15 protein-coding genes and 1 riboswitch are annotated in these 14,181 nt (G+C 62.6%); of the genes, 9 read left to right on the plus strand and 6 right to left on the minus strand.

Going from position 1 to position 14,181, the window contains the following annotated elements:
* Positions 1 to 3 precede the first annotated feature (3 nt).
* Entirely contained in the window at positions 4 to 375 is a 372-nt protein-coding gene (locus tag AWB82_RS04625; protein ID WP_086965968.1) for a DUF4148 domain-containing protein, read from the minus strand.
* Between the two features lie 246 nt (positions 376 to 621).
* On the minus strand, positions 622 to 1,632 hold the full coding sequence (locus tag AWB82_RS04630; protein WP_086965969.1) for a LysR family transcriptional regulator: 1,011 nt from the start codon (positions 1,630 to 1,632) through the stop codon (positions 622 to 624).
* A 217-nt stretch (positions 1,633 to 1,849) separates the two neighbouring features.
* Between AWB82_RS04630 and AWB82_RS04635 the strand changes: the two genes are divergently transcribed.
* The 5 genes from AWB82_RS04635 to AWB82_RS04655 all read left to right on the plus strand — a co-directional run bounded on the left by AWB82_RS04635 (position 1,850) and on the right by AWB82_RS04655 (position 9,089).
* Entirely contained in the window at positions 1,850 to 2,668 is an 819-nt protein-coding gene (locus tag AWB82_RS04635) for an alpha/beta hydrolase (protein ID WP_086965970.1), read from the plus strand.
* Between the two features lie 104 nt (positions 2,669 to 2,772).
* Positions 2,773 to 3,969 (plus strand): efflux RND transporter periplasmic adaptor subunit, encoded by a 1,197-nt coding sequence (locus tag AWB82_RS04640; protein ID WP_086965971.1) that lies wholly within the window; start codon positions 2,773 to 2,775, stop codon positions 3,967 to 3,969.
* A 31-nt stretch (positions 3,970 to 4,000) separates the two neighbouring features.
* Complete coding sequence (locus AWB82_RS04645; RefSeq protein ID WP_086965972.1) at positions 4,001 to 7,201, plus strand: efflux RND transporter permease subunit; 3,201 nt, start codon at positions 4,001 to 4,003, stop codon at positions 7,199 to 7,201.
* A 5-nt stretch (positions 7,202 to 7,206) separates the two neighbouring features.
* Positions 7,207 to 8,706 (plus strand): efflux transporter outer membrane subunit, encoded by a 1,500-nt coding sequence (locus AWB82_RS04650; protein ID WP_086965973.1) that lies wholly within the window; start codon positions 7,207 to 7,209, stop codon positions 8,704 to 8,706.
* A 158-nt stretch (positions 8,707 to 8,864) separates the two neighbouring features.
* On the plus strand, positions 8,865 to 9,089 hold the full coding sequence (locus AWB82_RS04655) for a hypothetical protein (RefSeq protein ID WP_235023176.1): 225 nt from the start codon (positions 8,865 to 8,867) through the stop codon (positions 9,087 to 9,089).
* A 21-nt stretch (positions 9,090 to 9,110) separates the two neighbouring features.
* On the opposite strand, the gene ppk2 is transcribed toward AWB82_RS04655, so the two are convergent.
* Complete coding sequence (gene ppk2 / locus AWB82_RS04660) at positions 9,111 to 10,007, minus strand: polyphosphate kinase 2 (protein WP_086965975.1); 897 nt, start codon at positions 10,005 to 10,007, stop codon at positions 9,111 to 9,113.
* Positions 10,008 to 10,239: 232 nt separating this feature from the next.
* Between ppk2 and lhpI the strand changes: the two genes are divergently transcribed.
* Both lhpI and AWB82_RS04670 read left to right on the plus strand, forming a co-directional pair.
* The gene (gene lhpI, locus AWB82_RS04665; protein ID WP_086965998.1) at positions 10,240 to 11,181 is read left to right on the plus strand and encodes a bifunctional Delta(1)-pyrroline-2-carboxylate/Delta(1)-piperideine-2-carboxylate reductase; all 942 of its coding nucleotides are present in this window, start codon (positions 10,240 to 10,242) and stop codon (positions 11,179 to 11,181) included.
* A 128-nt stretch (positions 11,182 to 11,309) separates the two neighbouring features.
* Positions 11,310 to 11,633: a hypothetical protein gene (locus AWB82_RS04670; protein WP_086965976.1), complete on the plus strand. Its 324-nt coding sequence runs from the start codon at positions 11,310 to 11,312 to the stop codon at positions 11,631 to 11,633.
* Positions 11,634 to 11,730: 97 nt separating this feature from the next.
* Here AWB82_RS04670 and AWB82_RS04675 read toward each other — a convergent pair whose 3' ends face one another.
* The 3 genes from AWB82_RS04675 to AWB82_RS04685 form a co-directional block, all read right to left on the minus strand.
* Positions 11,731 to 12,045, minus strand: coding sequence for an antibiotic biosynthesis monooxygenase family protein (locus AWB82_RS04675; protein WP_008353090.1), 315 nt, complete (start codon positions 12,043 to 12,045; stop codon positions 11,731 to 11,733).
* A gap of 39 nt (positions 12,046 to 12,084) precedes the next feature.
* Positions 12,085 to 12,456 (minus strand): DUF1428 domain-containing protein, encoded by a 372-nt coding sequence (locus AWB82_RS04680; RefSeq protein WP_086965977.1) that lies wholly within the window; start codon positions 12,454 to 12,456, stop codon positions 12,085 to 12,087.
* A gap of 79 nt (positions 12,457 to 12,535) precedes the next feature.
* Complete coding sequence (locus AWB82_RS04685; RefSeq protein WP_086965999.1) at positions 12,536 to 13,114, minus strand: histidine phosphatase family protein; 579 nt, start codon at positions 13,112 to 13,114, stop codon at positions 12,536 to 12,538.
* A 48-nt stretch (positions 13,115 to 13,162) separates the two neighbouring features.
* Positions 13,163 to 13,289: riboswitch (cobalamin riboswitch) on the plus strand.
* Positions 13,290 to 13,318: 29 nt separating this feature from the next.
* On the opposite strand from AWB82_RS04685, the gene AWB82_RS04690 reads away from it, so the two are divergent.
* Positions 13,319 to 13,552 (plus strand): CbtB domain-containing protein, encoded by a 234-nt coding sequence (locus tag AWB82_RS04690; protein WP_086965978.1) that lies wholly within the window; start codon positions 13,319 to 13,321, stop codon positions 13,550 to 13,552.
* Positions 13,553 to 13,561: 9 nt separating this feature from the next.
* The coding region (locus tag AWB82_RS04695) for a CbtA family protein (protein ID WP_086965979.1) at positions 13,562 to 14,181 on the plus strand (620 nt) is incomplete at its 3' end.

Here is a 14,181-nt window from a genome sequence, read left to right on the forward strand (position 1 = left end):
TAATCAACGCGCGATCACGTTGCCTTGCGTCGCCGAGCCATTGGCATACTCGACGATCTCGCGGTTACGCGCTTCCGCTTGCGCCGCATTGCGTGCGCGCTGGTCGCTTTGCGCGGCGACGGCGTCGCCCCACATGCTGCGGTCCGGATACGTGTTGCGATTCAATGCCGGCAACGAGCCGTTCGAATAGGCGGCGACGAGTTCGGCACGCACTTGCGCTCGTGTCTTCGGCGTCTCGCTCGCGTTGGTTTGCGTTAGCGTCTGAACCTGATACGTGCCCGCGTGACCGATGCCTTGTCCGCCCTCGGCGAAAGCGGTCGTCGTAACGACGGCGGAAATGGCTGCGAGAGAAAACCCCGTGATGAGCTGTTTCATGCTTGCGACTCCTTTCATTCCGATGCAGCGTTCGGGCAAATGCGGATTGCATTCGCGTTGAGCGTGCTGCGCTGGGAGTGAATGTAGCCGCGCGATAACTGCGGATAAATGCCGTATCGGCGAATAGATTTATCGATTTCGGCGAATAATCGCGCAGAGCCTTGAAATACGGGCTTGTGCGGAGGCGCGGCGCACGGCGATCATCATTCGATCGTCATGGCCGCGCGAAAATGCAGAGATGGTTAGCTATGCAACGATGTCTTCGGTGCCCGCGACTTCCGGCGTGCCGTGCCGCACGATGGCCGGCGACGGCGTGCTCGTCGGCAGGCAGCGCTCTTCCGCATCCTTCTGACCTTGTAGCAGCGGGCAGCGCTCGAACAACTCGGCGGCCCAGTCGACGAACACGCGCACCTTCGGCGACAGATGCCGGTTATGCGGATACACCGCGGAAATGGGCATAGGTAGCGGATTCCATTGCGGCAGCACTTCGACGAGTTCGCCCGCGCGCAGATGCGGCAACGCCATGAAACGCGGCACCTGAATGATGCCGACACCCTTCAGGCCGCAAACCAGATACGCTTCGGCGTCGTTCACCGCGATCATGCCGCGCATTTTCACTTCGATGGTTTCGTCGTCGACGACGAAGTCCATGTCCATGATGCGGCCGGTGCGGCTCGAAAAATAATTCACGGCCGTGTGATTCTGCAAATCGTCGATGATTTTCGGCGTGCCGTTGCGTTCGAGATATTGCGGCGAGGCCACCGTCACGCCCTGAAACACGCCGATGCGTCGCGCGACGAGGCTCGAATCCTGCAGCGTGCCCACGCGAATCACGCAATCGACGCCTTCCTGAATGAGATCGACCGGCTTGTCGCCGAAGCCCATCATCAGTTCGATTTCCGGATAGCGCGTATGGAAATCGCATAGCTGCGGCATAACAATGAGCCGGCCGATTGCGCCGGGCATGTCCACGCGTAACTTGCCGTGCGGACCTTTTCCGTTATTCGAGAACGAGCCTTCCGCTTCCTCGATGTCCGCGAGAATGCGCACGCAGCGCTCGTAATACGCCGCGCCGTCCGGCGTGAGGTTGAGCCTGCGTGTCGTGCGCTGAAGCAGCCTCACGTTCAGATGCGCTTCCAGATTCTGGATGATCGTCGTGACCGAGGCGCGCGGCAGATTGAGTGTGTCTGCTGCGCGCGAGAAGCTGTTCGTGTCCACGACGCGGGTGAAGACCTGCATTGCTTGTAACCGATCCATGTTCTCTCACCTTCTTTGCTTAGCGATGCAACTAATTAAGCGCGCGCTAAAGAATGACCGATAAACAATCGCGAGGGATAACCACGATTGTTCGGTGCGACCGAATTGTGTTGCCGGATTATAGGCATTTATTAAAAAAGGCGCGGGCTCCAGAATTCGCAGCATCGCAACTTATGCGTGAAGGCCTTGCAGCATAGGCCTCGCACCGAGAATAACCATGGCAACACTGTTGGATCTGGAGTCGACTCCTCGCTTGTGCATCGAAGATGTGCACGTCACGGGACACGTGCAGCCGATCACGCTGCGCAGTTATCGTCCCGCGTCGGACGGCACGATTCTGCCCATCGTTCTTTACTTCCACGGCGGCGGTTTTATTCGCGGCGGACTTGACGACGCGGATATCGCCGCCGCGACGATTGCCCGCGATACACCCGCGTGGGTCGTGTCGGTCGGCTATTCGCTCGCGCCGAAGTTTCCGTTTCCCGCCGCGCCCGAGGATGGCTATCGGGCGGCGCAGTGGGCGGTCGCGCATGCCCGCTCGCAGCGCGCGGACCCGCAGCGCATCGGGATCGCGGGCCACGATGCGGGCGGCAATCTCGCGACGTGTGTCGCGGCTATCGCGCGCGATCGCGGCGATATTCGCATGTCCGCGCAAGCGCTGCTCGCACCGTTGCTCGATCCGAGCATGACGCGCCTCGCCGACGAACGCAAAGTACTGTGCCCCGATTTCGAAGCATGCGAATGCGCGCAGTGGTATCGCGCGTATCTGCCGAATCCTTCGCAACGGCTGCATCCGTACGCCGCGCCGCTCGAATCGCGCCGTCTCGGCGGCCTGCCGCCCGCGATGATCGCGAGCGCCGAGCACGATCTGCTGCATATCGAGGCGGAAAAATACGCGGGCGAACTCATTGCCGCGGGCGTGCCGACCGAGGTCACGCGTCATGGCAAGACATCGCATCAGGCGCTCGCCGCGCATCCCGACGCGCTCTCGGATGTCGTCACGTTCTTCAGGAAACGCCTCGCACGCGCGAAATAAGCGCGAAAGCTGAGTGCACAGATGAACGCAGAAGATAAGCGCAAGAAACGGCACGCCAGCCACGCACCGCACAACAACAATCTCAACGCAACCGGAGCCTCACCATGTTATTCACTCGCAAACGTATCTACGCCGCGCTAGGCGCTGCGCTGATCGTCGCCGGCGCGGGCGGTCATACCGTCTTGCGCGGGCACGGCGATTCGGCGATCAACGAAGCCAAAGCCGCCGCGCATAGCCCGACAGCCACGGAAGTGGACGTTGCAGCCGTGGTGTCGAAGACCATCACCGACTGGCAAAGCTATTCGGGCAGGCTCGAAGCTGTCGATCACGTCGACATTCGTCCGCTCGTGCCCGGCACGATCGTCGCGGTGCATTTCAAGGACGGCCAGCTCGTGAAGAAGGGCGATGCGCTCTTCACGATCGATCCGCGTCCGTATCAGGCCGAAGTGGATCGCGCACAGGCGCAGCTCGCGGCGGCGCAAGCACGTAACGGCTATACGTCGACGGATGCGGCGCGCGCGGAACGTCTGCTCGCGGACAACGCCATCGCCAAGCGCGATTACGACGAGAAACAGAACGCCGCGCGCGAGGCCGTCGCCAACCTGAAGGCCGCGCAGGCTGCGCTCGAAACCGCGAAGATCAATCTCACGTACACGCATATCGTCGCGCCCGTCTCGGGCCGCGTGTCGCGCGCGGAACTCACGGTCGGCAACATCGTGTCGACGGGTGCGAACGCGCCATTGCTCACGACGCTCGTGTCCGTATCGCCGATCTACGCATCGTTCGATGTCGATGAACAAACGTATCTGCGCTATCTCGGCCGCGATTCGGGCAGCGCGGTGCCGGTGTCGCTCGGTCTCGCGAACGAAGACGGCTATTCGCGCGATGGCGTCGTCGATTCTGTCGATAACCGGCTCGATACGACCTCCGGCACGATTCGCGTGCGCGCGCGCTTCAACAATCCGGACGGCACGCTCGTGCCGGGTCTCTATGCGCGCGTGAAGGTCGGCGGCGGCACGCCGCATCCGGCCGTGCTCGTGGAAGACGAAGCTATCGGCACCGATCAGGACAAGAAGTACGTGATGGTCGTCGATAAAGACAACCGCGTGCAGTACCGCGAAGTCACGCTGGCGCAGACGCAGGACGGCCTGCGCGTGATTTCGAAGGGCCTGCAGCCGGGCGAGCGCATCGTCGTGAATGGCCTGCAGCGCGTGCGTCCCAACGACGTGATCAAGGCCAACAACGTCGCAATGGATACGAGCGGCGATGCGCCGGCCGTGAAGACCGCATCCGCCCAGTGATGCGCGTCATCCGCAACAGACAGAACTCGTCATGAACATATCCAAATTCTTCATCGACCGCCCGATCTTCGCGGGCGTCCTATCGGTGGTCGTGCTGCTCGCGGGCATCATCGCGATGTTCAAGCTGCCGATCTCCGAGTATCCGGAAGTCGTGCCGCCTTCGGTCGTCGTGCATGCGCAGTATCCCGGCGCGAACCCGAAAGTTATCGCGGAGACCGTGGCCTCGCCGCTCGAAGAGCAGATCAACGGCGTCGAGGACATGCTCTACATGCAGTCGCAAGCCAATAGCGACGGCAACCTCACGACCACGGTCACGTTCAAGCTCGGCACCGATCCGGACAAGAACACGCAGCTCGTGCAAAACCGCGTGAACCAGGCATTGCCGCGTCTGCCGCAAGACGTGCAGCGCCTCGGCGTGACGACCATCAAGTCGTCGCCGACGCTGACGATGGTCGTCCACCTGAACTCGCCCAACGGCCGCTACGACATGACGTATCTGCGCAACTATGCGCTGATCAACGTGAAGGACCGGCTCGAACGCATCGCCGGTGTGGGCGAAGTGCAGTTGTGGGGCTCGGGCGATTACTCGATGCGCGTGTGGCTCGATCCGCAAAAGGTCGCGCAGCGCGGCATGACGGCGACCGATGTGGTCAACGCGATCCGCGAGCAGAACGTGCAGGTCGCGGCCGGTGTGATCGGCGGATCGCCTACCTTGCCGAACGTGCCGCTGCAACTGAACGTGAATGCGCGCGGCCGCTTGCAGAACGAGTCGGAGTTCCGCGACATCGTGCTGAAAACTTCGCCGGATGGCGCGGTCACGCATCTCTCCGATGTCGCCCGCGTCGAGCTCGCTGCATCGGAATATGGACTGCGTTCGTTGCTCGACAATAAGTCGGCGGTTGCAATCGCAATCAATCAGCAGCCGGGCGCGAACTCGCTGCAGATCTCCGACGAAGTGCGCAAGACGATGAAGGAGCTGAAGGCGGACATGCCCGCGGGTCTCGAATACCAGATCGTCTATGACCCGACGCAGTTCGTGCGCTCCAGTATCGAAGCGGTCATTCATACGCTCGCGGAAGCTATCGCACTCGTGGTGCTCGTCGTGATCGTGTTCCTGCAGACGTGGCGCGCGTCGATCATTCCGTTGCTCGCGGTGCCGGTGTCGATCGTCGGTACGTTCTCGTTGCTGCTTGCATTCGGGTTCTCGATCAACGCGTTGTCGTTGTTCGGGATGGTGCTCGCGATCGGTATCGTCGTCGACGATGCGATCGTGGTCGTCGAGAACGTGGAGCGCAACATCGAGTCGGGGTTATCGGCGCGAGAGGCTACCTATCAGGCGATGCGCGAAGTGAGCGGGCCGATCATCGCGATTGCGCTGACGCTCGTCGCCGTGTTCGTGCCGCTCGCTTTCATGTCGGGCCTCACGGGCCAGTTCTACAAGCAGTTCGCGATGACCATCGCCATCTCGACGGTGATCTCCGCGTTCAATTCGCTGACGCTGTCGCCGGCACTCGCCGCGCTGTTGTTGAAAGGCCATGACGAGCCGAAGGACTGGCTCACGCGAGGCATGGACCGCGTGTTCGGCGGCTTCTTCCGCGGCTTCAACAAGGTCTTTCGTCGCGGCTCGGATGCTTACGGCAAGGGCGTGACGAGCGTCATCAATCGCAAGGCATTGATGATGGTCGTGTATGCCGTGCTGCTCGGCGGCGCGGTGCTGATGGGCAAGATCGTGCCGGGCGGCTTCGTGCCCGCGCAGGACAAGGAGTATCTGATCAGCTTCGCGCAACTGCCGAACGGCGCATCGCTCGATCGCACGGAAGGCGTGATCCGTCAGATGTCGGATATCGCGTTGAAGCAGCCGGGCGTGGAAAGCGCGGTCGAGTTTCCGGGTTTGTCGGTGAACGGCTTCACCAACTCGTCGAGCGCTGGCATCGTGTTCGTCACGTTGAAGCCTTTCAAGGAACGCGTGCATGACAAGGCGCTGTCGGCGAACGCGATTGCCGGCGCGCTGAATCAGAAGTACGCGGGCATCAAGGGTTCGTTCATCGCCGTGTTCCCGCCGCCGCCGGTTCTCGGTCTCGGCACGCTCGGCGGCTTCAAGATGCAGCTCGAAGATCGCGGCGCGCTCGGTTACGCGGCGCTCAACGACGCGACGCAGGCGTTCATCAAGCGCGCATCGCAGACGCCCGAACTCGGCCCGACGTTCTCAAGCTATCAGATCAACGTGCCGCAGTTGAACGTCGATCTGGATCGCGTGAAGGCGAAGCAACTCGGTGTCTCCGTGACGGACGTGTTCGACACGATGCAGGTTTATCTCGGCTCGCTCTATGTGAACGACTTCAATCGCTTCGGACGCGTGTATCAGGTGCGCGTGCAGGCGGATGCGCCGTTCCGCGCGAATCCGGAAGACATCGGTTTGCTGAAGACGCGTAACGCTAGCGGCGACATGGTGCCTTTGTCGTCGCTCGTGAAGGTGACGCCGACGTATGGTCCCGAGATGGTCGTGCGCTACAACGGCTATACCGCCGCCGACATCAACGGCGGTCCGGCTCCAGGCTATTCGTCGGGGCAGGCGCAGGCAGCGGCGGAACGCATCGCGGCGGAAGTGCTGCCGCGCGGGATCAAGTTCGAATGGACCGATCTCACGTATCAGCAGATCCTCGCGGGCAACGCCGCGCTCTGGGTGTTCCCGATCAGCGTGCTGCTCGTGTTCCTCGTGCTCGCCGCGCTGTACGAAAGCCTGACGCTGCCGCTCGCGGTGATCATGATCGTGCCGATGAGCATTCTGTCGGCGCTCCTCGGCGTGTGGCTCACCGATGGCGACAACAACATCTTCACGCAGATCGGCTTGATGGTGCTGGTGGGCTTGTCGGCGAAGAACGCGATTCTGATCGTCGAGTTCGCGCGTGAGCTTGAGATGCAGGGACGCTCGATCGTGCAGGCCGCGATCGAAGCGAGCCGGCTGCGTCTGCGCCCGATTCTGATGACGTCCATCGCGTTCATCATGGGTGTGGTGCCGCTCGTGTTGTCGACGGGCGCGGGCTCGGAGATGCGTCATGCGATGGGCATCGCGGTGTTCTTCGGCATGTTGGGCGTGACGCTCTTCGGTTTGATGCTGACGCCGGTGTTCTACGTGATTCTGCGCAAGCTCTCGCGTACCGAGCACGTAACGGACAAGCACGGCACACATCCGCAGATGCGCGGTATTGGTGCTTCGGTCGAAGCGCAGTGAGGTGAATGATGAATAAGCTGCATGTTTTATCGGGTCTGATGGCGTCGTTGCTGCTGGTCGCGGGCTGCTCGCTCGCGCCGACCTACGAGAAGCCCGACGTCAACGCGCCATCCGCGTACAAGGAAACCCCGCAAACGACGCTCGATGCATCGGAAGCGGGTACGTGGAAGGCCGCGCAGCCTTCCGAAGAGATGATGCGCGGCGAATGGTGGACGATCTTCGACGACGCCACGCTCAACGATCTGGAAAAGCAGGCGCAGGACGCGAACCAGAATCTGAAGGCGGCGGCCGCGCGCGTGAAGGAAGCGCGCGCGATCAACCAGACGGCGCGCGCCGGCTTGTTCCCGACGCTTGATGCGGGCTTCGGCCCGACGCGCGAGAAGTTCTCGCCGGCATCGCAGTTCCTGCCCGCCGATGGCAACGTGCCCGCGCAAACGCTGTGGCGGGCGCAGGCGAGCGTGTCGTATGAGGTCGATCTGTTCGGCCGCGTATCGAACACGGTGCAGGCGGCGAACGCCGACACGCAGCAGAGCGAGGCGTTGTTCCGCTCCGTGCAACTGGCGTTGCAGGCGGATGTGGCGCAGAACTACTTCAATCTGCGCGAGCTCGACGCCGAAACCGATGTCTTCACGCGCACCGTGCAGTTACGCGAACAAGCGTTGAAGCTCGTGCAACGCCGCTACACCGAGGGCGATATCAGCGAACTCGATGTGGCCCGCGCGAAGTCCGAACTCGCGACCGCGCGCTCGGACGCGATGACGGTGCAACGTCTGCGCGCGGCGTCGGAACATGGTCTCGCGGTACTGCTCGGCAAGGCGCCCGCCGAGTTCTCGATAGCCGCGAACCCGCTCAAGCCAGTCACGGTGCGCGTGCCGCCCGGCTTGCCTTCGGCGCTGCTCGAACGCCGTCCCGATGTCGCGGGAGCGGAACGCGCGATGGCGGCGGCCAACGCGCGCATCGGCGTGGCGAAGGCGGCGTTCTTCCCGTCGCTCACGCTGACGGGCGCGGGCGGCTTCGAATCGGCGACGCTCGGCGATCTGTTCAAGTGGTCGAGCCGCACCTTCTTGCTCGGGCCGTTCGCGGGCACGGCGCTGAACATCCCGATCTTCGACGGCGGCCGTCGCAAGGGCAATCTCGCCAATGCGCGCGCCGTGTATGAAGAGGATGTGGCGAGCTATCGTCAGCAAGTGCTCGTCGCGTTTCGCGAGGTGGAGGACAACTTGTCCGATCTGCGCATTCTCGAAGATCAGACCGCGACGCAGGACGACGCAGTGAAGGCGTCGGTGCGCGCCGCGCAGCTATCGCGCACGCAATACACCGAGGGCGCGGTGAATTACCTCGACGTGATCGATGCCGAGCGTACCGTGCTGCAGACACAGCGTGCTTCGGTGCAATTGCGCGGCACGCAGGCGGTATCGACGGTGAATCTGATCCGCGCGCTGGGCGGCGGCTGGGGCGATGCTAAGCCCACGCCGGTGCCCGAGGCGAGTCTCGCGCAGAAGTGACGTGAACATGGCCCTGACTTGCGCAGGGCCATTTTTTTTCGAACGCGCCGCTGACAAAGCCGATTGTTCGTCTCTTGGAACATATGTCTTCACCTGCGGAGCGTTTATCCGCAGCGCTCTAATCCTTAGAATTCTAATCATGGGATAAGGAGCCGATGATGAGAGACTTGATCGCAAAACAACTGTATCAACCAGCGGTGGTGTTGCCACTGCTCGTGTTGATGCGCCTGATGGTCACGCTCGACTTCAATCTCGCGCAAGTCATGTTCGTAATGGTGATGAGAGGATCGCAGCACGCGTATCAATTCGCGCTGCGTTACGCGATCGCGCGTCAGCGTAGCGGCGGGGGCGTCAAGCACTTGCCGTGCAATAACTGCTGCTGACGCGCGCCGCGCTATCGACCTTCAATACACTTCGGGAACGTACATCTCATCGGGCACCGGCTGGCGCAGATAATCGGGATTGAATACGCGGGCCGGCAGATCGATCGGGTCATGCTCCACATCGTGATACGGCACCTGACTCAGCAAGTGGTGAATGCAGTTCAGGCGAGCACGTTTTTTATCGACGGCATGCACGACCCACCACGGCGCTTCGGGAATGTGCGTGCGCTGAAGCATCACTTCCTTGGCCGCCGTATAGGCCTCCCAACGCCGGCGGCTTTCCAGATCCATCGGGCTTAACTTCCACTGTTTGAGCGGGTCCTCGATGCGAGCCTGGAAGCGCACTTCCTGCTCGTCGTCGGTAATAGAGAACCAGTACTTCACGATCTGAATACCGCTTCGCGCAAGCATCTTCTCGAACTCGGGAACCGAACGGAAGAATTCCTCATACTCTTCGTCGGTGCAGAAGTTCATCACACGCTCCACGCCCGCGCGGTTGTACCAGCTTCGGTCGAACAGCACGATCTCGCCCGCCGCCGGCAAGTGCGACACGTAGCGCTGGAAATACCACTGCGTGCGTTCGCGATTGTTCGGCGCGGGCAGGGCGGCCACGCGGCACACGCGCGGATTCAGCCGTTGCGTGATGCGCTTGATCGCGCCGCCTTTGCCCGCCGCATCGCGTCCCTCGAACAACACGACGAGACGATGCCCCTCGGTCACGACCCAGTCCTGCAGCTTCACGAGTTCGCCCTGCAGCCGAAACAGCTCGCGGAAATAGGTCTTGCGTAGCTCGCGGTCTTCGTCGGAAAAGGTCGATTCGCCATCCAGGAAGCGATCGTCTACCTCCATCTCGAACTCTTCGTCGTAGCTGTCGATGATGTCGGCGTGGAAACGGCGCTGCTTTTCCGTCGTGTTCATGAAGGGCTCCGTGGCGTTCCTGGGCTGCCGCCGTCGCGATGACCGGTCGCGGCGCGTGGCGGCGGATTATGACGGCATTCGATGGCAGTCATATGACAGCGGCTCATTGATCATTGTAGTGAGCGATGCGTCGCTTTATGACGCGGCGTCGCACACCGTTAGAATGTTCCGGCACTTCGATGGCATTTTAAAGTTCGATCTCATCTTCCACGTCCAAAAGCGAGCGCACCCGATGACCGCAACGATCCAGCGTTACGACGAAGCCCAGACCGCGCGTCTCGTGCCTTATGACCGGCTCGTCGACACGCTCGCCGCGACGATGCTCGATTACGCGGCGGGGCGCATCGTGAGCCCGGAGCGCATGGCGGTGCCGATCCAGGGCGGCGTGATGCTGTCGATGCCCGCGAGCGCCGCCGATCTCGCGATGCACAAGCTCGTGAACGTCTGCGCCGGCAACGGCGCGCTCGGCCTGCCGACGATTCACGGTCAAGTCACCGCCTACGACGCCACGACGGGCGTTCCGCAATTCATGCTCGATGGCCCGACGGTGACGGGCCGGCGCACGGCGGCGGTGTCGATGCTTGCGATCCGCACGCTTCATGCCGCCGCGCCGCGCGACGTGCTCGTCATCGGCACGGGCAAGCAGGCGGCGTATCACGTCGAGGCGCTCGCGGCTATTTATCCCGATGCGCGCATTCGCGTGCAAGGCTCGCGTCCGGGGCGCGCGCGCGAATTTTGCGCGTCGCATGCGGCGGTTTCGAAGCAACTCGCCGCGCTGGACGAGGCCGCGACGCCCGAGTCGATCGACGTCGTCATCGCCGCGACCACGAGCAAGACGCCCGTCTACACGATGCCCGCGCGTGTGGGACGCTTCGTGATCGGTGTCGGCGCGTTCACCGCCGATGCCGCCGAGATCGCGCCCGCGACCATCCATGCGAGCGAGCTTTACGTCGACGATCCCGCGGGCGCGCGTCACGAAGCGGGCGATTTCATTCTCGCGGGCATCGACTGGAATGCGGTGCGGGCGCTGGCCGTTGCGCTCGCGGCCCCGTCACAAGCCGTCGATGCGGCGCGTCCCGCGATGTTCAAATCGGTGGGATGCGCTGCGTGGGATCTCGCGGCATGCCGCGTGGCGCGCGCTGTTTTGTCGGAGGAAAGCGTCGCGACACGCTAGTCCGCATAAGAAAAAATGCGTTGGAACGGCACTTGCTGACAGTCTGTTTAATGAGAGCGACGCCACAAGCGTCAGACGATAAACGGCGCGGAAGGCGCGCCACAGCAATCGAGCCAGCGAACTGACTTATGAGAAGTCGATACGACAACAAGTGGCATCCGTGGATTCCGGCGCGCGACGACGGACGTGAGGGCGCGGGTGGCGCGGCGGACGGGGACCGCCAGACGACTCCGCATACGAGCGCCGCGCCGCCTGCGGCTTATTTCATCTCGGTCCTTGAGCTTGCAACCGGCGAGAAACTCGGCAACGACGAGCGCACGCGCGCGGTCGCCATGCTCGAATCGCAATTCGGCGCGGGCCGTCCGCGCACTTTGAAGGAAGCGGTTCGCATTTGCGCAGGGGCGCTCGATTCTTCTACCTTGCAGCGAATGGCGCGCGGCGCAAAAGCCTGAAAACGTCTGAAAAGAAAGTGTGGGCGCAGCGCGTTTTTTCACATGTATGTAAAACGCGCGTGCTTGCGCCCAAGTGCTCGAATGTTCGAGGACCGTTTTATTTGACGGTCTGAATGACTTCGAAGCCCTCGAATTCCGGATGTCCGAGGTAAAGCTGACGCGTCTCGCCGCCGGCGTTGCGATGCGCGGCGCGAAACGCGTCCGAGCGCGTCCAGTCCTCGAAAGCCGCCTGATTCGCCCAGATCGTGTGGCTCGAATACAGCACGTGATCGTCTTTCACCGGCCCCTTCAGCAGATGAAACTCGACGAATCCCGGCACGTCCTTGAGATGCGTGTCGCGGCTCGTCCAGAGGCGTTCGAAGTCGGCTTCGGCGCCGGGCACGATCTTGAAGCGGTTCATGGCGATATACATGTCGATGCGTTTCCTTTGCGTTGAGCGCTCAAAAAAATATCAATTGCGTCCGAGTTCGACGATCGTCGTGAAGCCGCCGAAGAACATCCGTTGCGGATCGAACGGGGTCTCGCCGGATTCCATCATCGACTTGAGGCGTGGATCTTCCATCACCTTCGCGTTGACGCTGTCGCGCTGCTCGCGCGATTCGTAGACGATATACGAGAACGCGACAGTCTCGCCTTCCTTCATCTGCACGCTCTGCGGAAACGATGTGACCTTGCCGGGCTTCACGTCGTCGGCAATGGTCTCCACGAACTGCAGCGCGCCGTGCTCCAGCCAGATTTTGCCGGCGGCTTCGGCCATGGTGCGATAAGCGTCGATCTTGTCGATCGGCACGGGTACGACGAATCCATCCACGTAGTGCGCCATCTGAGTCTCCTGAATTGAGTGGAGCGCGCGCCGCGCTTGCGATGCGCTGCCCCTTTGAGCGATTTGTAAGGAACGAAGTTCAGGCGCGCTCGTGCGGTAATTCGGCGATCCATGCATCGGCGGGCGAGGCGCGCTTGAGCACCGTGGACGAGAGCGGCGCGAAGTTCATTCCATAGACGGACGCGAGCGGCATGCCGAGCACATGCGCGAGCGCCACTTTCACAACGATCGCATGAGTGACGACGATGCAGCGCTCGTGCGCATTCGACCCATTCGCTCGCTCGATGAAGCCAAGCCCCTCCGCGACGCGCGCCGCGAGCATCGCGACGCTCTCGCCGCCGTGCGGACGCGCGCGTGGGTCCGCGAGCCACGCGCCGACATGTTCCGGCTCTCGCTCGCCGGTCGCGCGTATCGAGTGCCCGCGCCAGCGGCCATAGTCGATGTCATCGAATGCGGGGACGATCTCGAATGCATCCGCGATCCATGCCGCCGTTTCTCGCGCGACGCGTGCGGGGCTCGCGATCACACGCGTATTTCGCCGCGCGCGCAATGACGCGAGTTGCGCGCGAGCATCGTGCTCGGGGCGCTCGTCGCCGGTGGGAAAGTGCGCGGTTTTCAGTGCGCGCGTGGCGGCGTGACACGGGAGAATGAGTTCCAAGAGAGCGGCCGGGCGAATCGGAATCGTTTTACTTTGCAGCGGATAATCATAGAATGGCAAGCTTGCAGTGCGAGGAAGCCGGTGCAAACCCGGCACGGTCGCGCCACTGTATGCGGTTCGTCAACGCGAAAGCGCGGCGCCGCGAGTCAGACCCCGCTGCAAGCTCTTCGTCAATCGGGACGCGCTTATCCCTGGAGAACCACCATGAATGCTTCCAACGTGCCGGACTTTTCCGCACCGGTTTCCCCGTCGCTCGACGCACCTGTGCCCATTCCGGTGCGCGAAGTGCTGCCGTGGGCCGTCTTCATCGGCCTCATTCTGCTGATCGCGATTTATTTCGTCGGCGCCGAGCAGGGCGCGACCTCGATTTTCCCGGGCATGTACGTCCACGAATTCGTTCACGACGGCCGGCATTTGCTCGGCTTTCCGTGCCACTGAGGACGCGTCATGATTCGCACTTTGCTGATACGCGGCATGATCGCGGGGCTGGTCGCGGGCCTGATCGGGTTCGGCTTCGCGCGTGCGTTCGGCGAGCCGTCGGTGGCGCGCGCCATCGCGTTCGAGGAACATCATGAGCACGCACACGAACATGCCGATGCGACTGCCGCCGCCGCGCACTCGCACGATCACGGCGACGAAGAACTCGTTTCGCGCGATACGCAAGCGGGCCTCGGCCTTCTGACCGGCGTCGCCGTTTTCGGCACGGCGCTCGGCGGTCTCTTCTCGCTCGTGTTCGCGTTCGCCTATGGACGGCTCGGCGCGTTGCGCGCGCGCGGCACGTCGGCAATGCTCGCGCTGTTCGGCTTCGTGAGCGTGGCCATCGTGCCCTTCCTCAAGTACCCGCCGAATCCGCCCGCTGTCGGCAATGCCGAGACTATCGGGCCGCGCACGGCGCTTTTCTTCGGCATGGTGGCGATTTCCATCGCGGCCGCCGTATTCGCCGTGCGATTGCAGCGGCGCATGGCGGCGCGGCATGGCGGGTGGAACGCGACGCTCGTCGCGGCGGCTGCGTATATCGTCGTGATCGTGGCGGCGCAGGTCGCGCTGCCGCGTATCGATGAAGTGCC

The sequence above is a fragment of the Caballeronia glebae genome (assembly GCF_001545035.1).
Lineage (GTDB): Bacteria > Pseudomonadota > Gammaproteobacteria > Burkholderiales > Burkholderiaceae > Caballeronia > Caballeronia glebae.

Coding starts and splice junctions, on each gene's coding strand:
- AWB82_RS04650 (WP_086965973.1), top strand. CDS start 7,207: ATGATGAATAAGCTGCATGTTTTATCGGGTCTGATGGCGTCGTTGCTG.
- lhpI (WP_086965998.1), top strand. CDS start 10,240: ATGACCGCAACGATCCAGCGTTACGACGAAGCCCAGACCGCGCGTCTC.
- AWB82_RS04690 (WP_086965978.1), top strand. CDS start 13,319: ATGAATGCTTCCAACGTGCCGGACTTTTCCGCACCGGTTTCCCCGTCG.
- AWB82_RS04630 (WP_086965969.1), bottom strand. CDS start 1,632: ATGGATCGGTTACAAGCAATGCAGGTCTTCACCCGCGTCGTGGACACG.
- AWB82_RS04680 (WP_086965977.1), bottom strand. CDS start 12,456: ATGGCGCACTACGTGGATGGATTCGTCGTACCCGTGCCGATCGACAAG.
- AWB82_RS04635 (WP_086965970.1), top strand. CDS start 1,850: ATGGCAACACTGTTGGATCTGGAGTCGACTCCTCGCTTGTGCATCGAA.
- AWB82_RS04645 (WP_086965972.1), top strand. CDS start 4,001: ATGAACATATCCAAATTCTTCATCGACCGCCCGATCTTCGCGGGCGTC.
- ppk2 (WP_086965975.1), bottom strand. CDS start 10,007: ATGAACACGACGGAAAAGCAGCGCCGTTTCCACGCCGACATCATCGAC.
- AWB82_RS04640 (WP_086965971.1), top strand. CDS start 2,773: ATGTTATTCACTCGCAAACGTATCTACGCCGCGCTAGGCGCTGCGCTG.
- AWB82_RS04655 (WP_235023176.1), top strand. CDS start 8,865: ATGAGAGACTTGATCGCAAAACAACTGTATCAACCAGCGGTGGTGTTG.
- AWB82_RS04675 (WP_008353090.1), bottom strand. CDS start 12,045: ATGTATATCGCCATGAACCGCTTCAAGATCGTGCCCGGCGCCGAAGCC.
- AWB82_RS04670 (WP_086965976.1), top strand. CDS start 11,310: ATGAGAAGTCGATACGACAACAAGTGGCATCCGTGGATTCCGGCGCGC.
- AWB82_RS04625 (WP_086965968.1), bottom strand. CDS start 375: ATGAAACAGCTCATCACGGGGTTTTCTCTCGCAGCCATTTCCGCCGTC.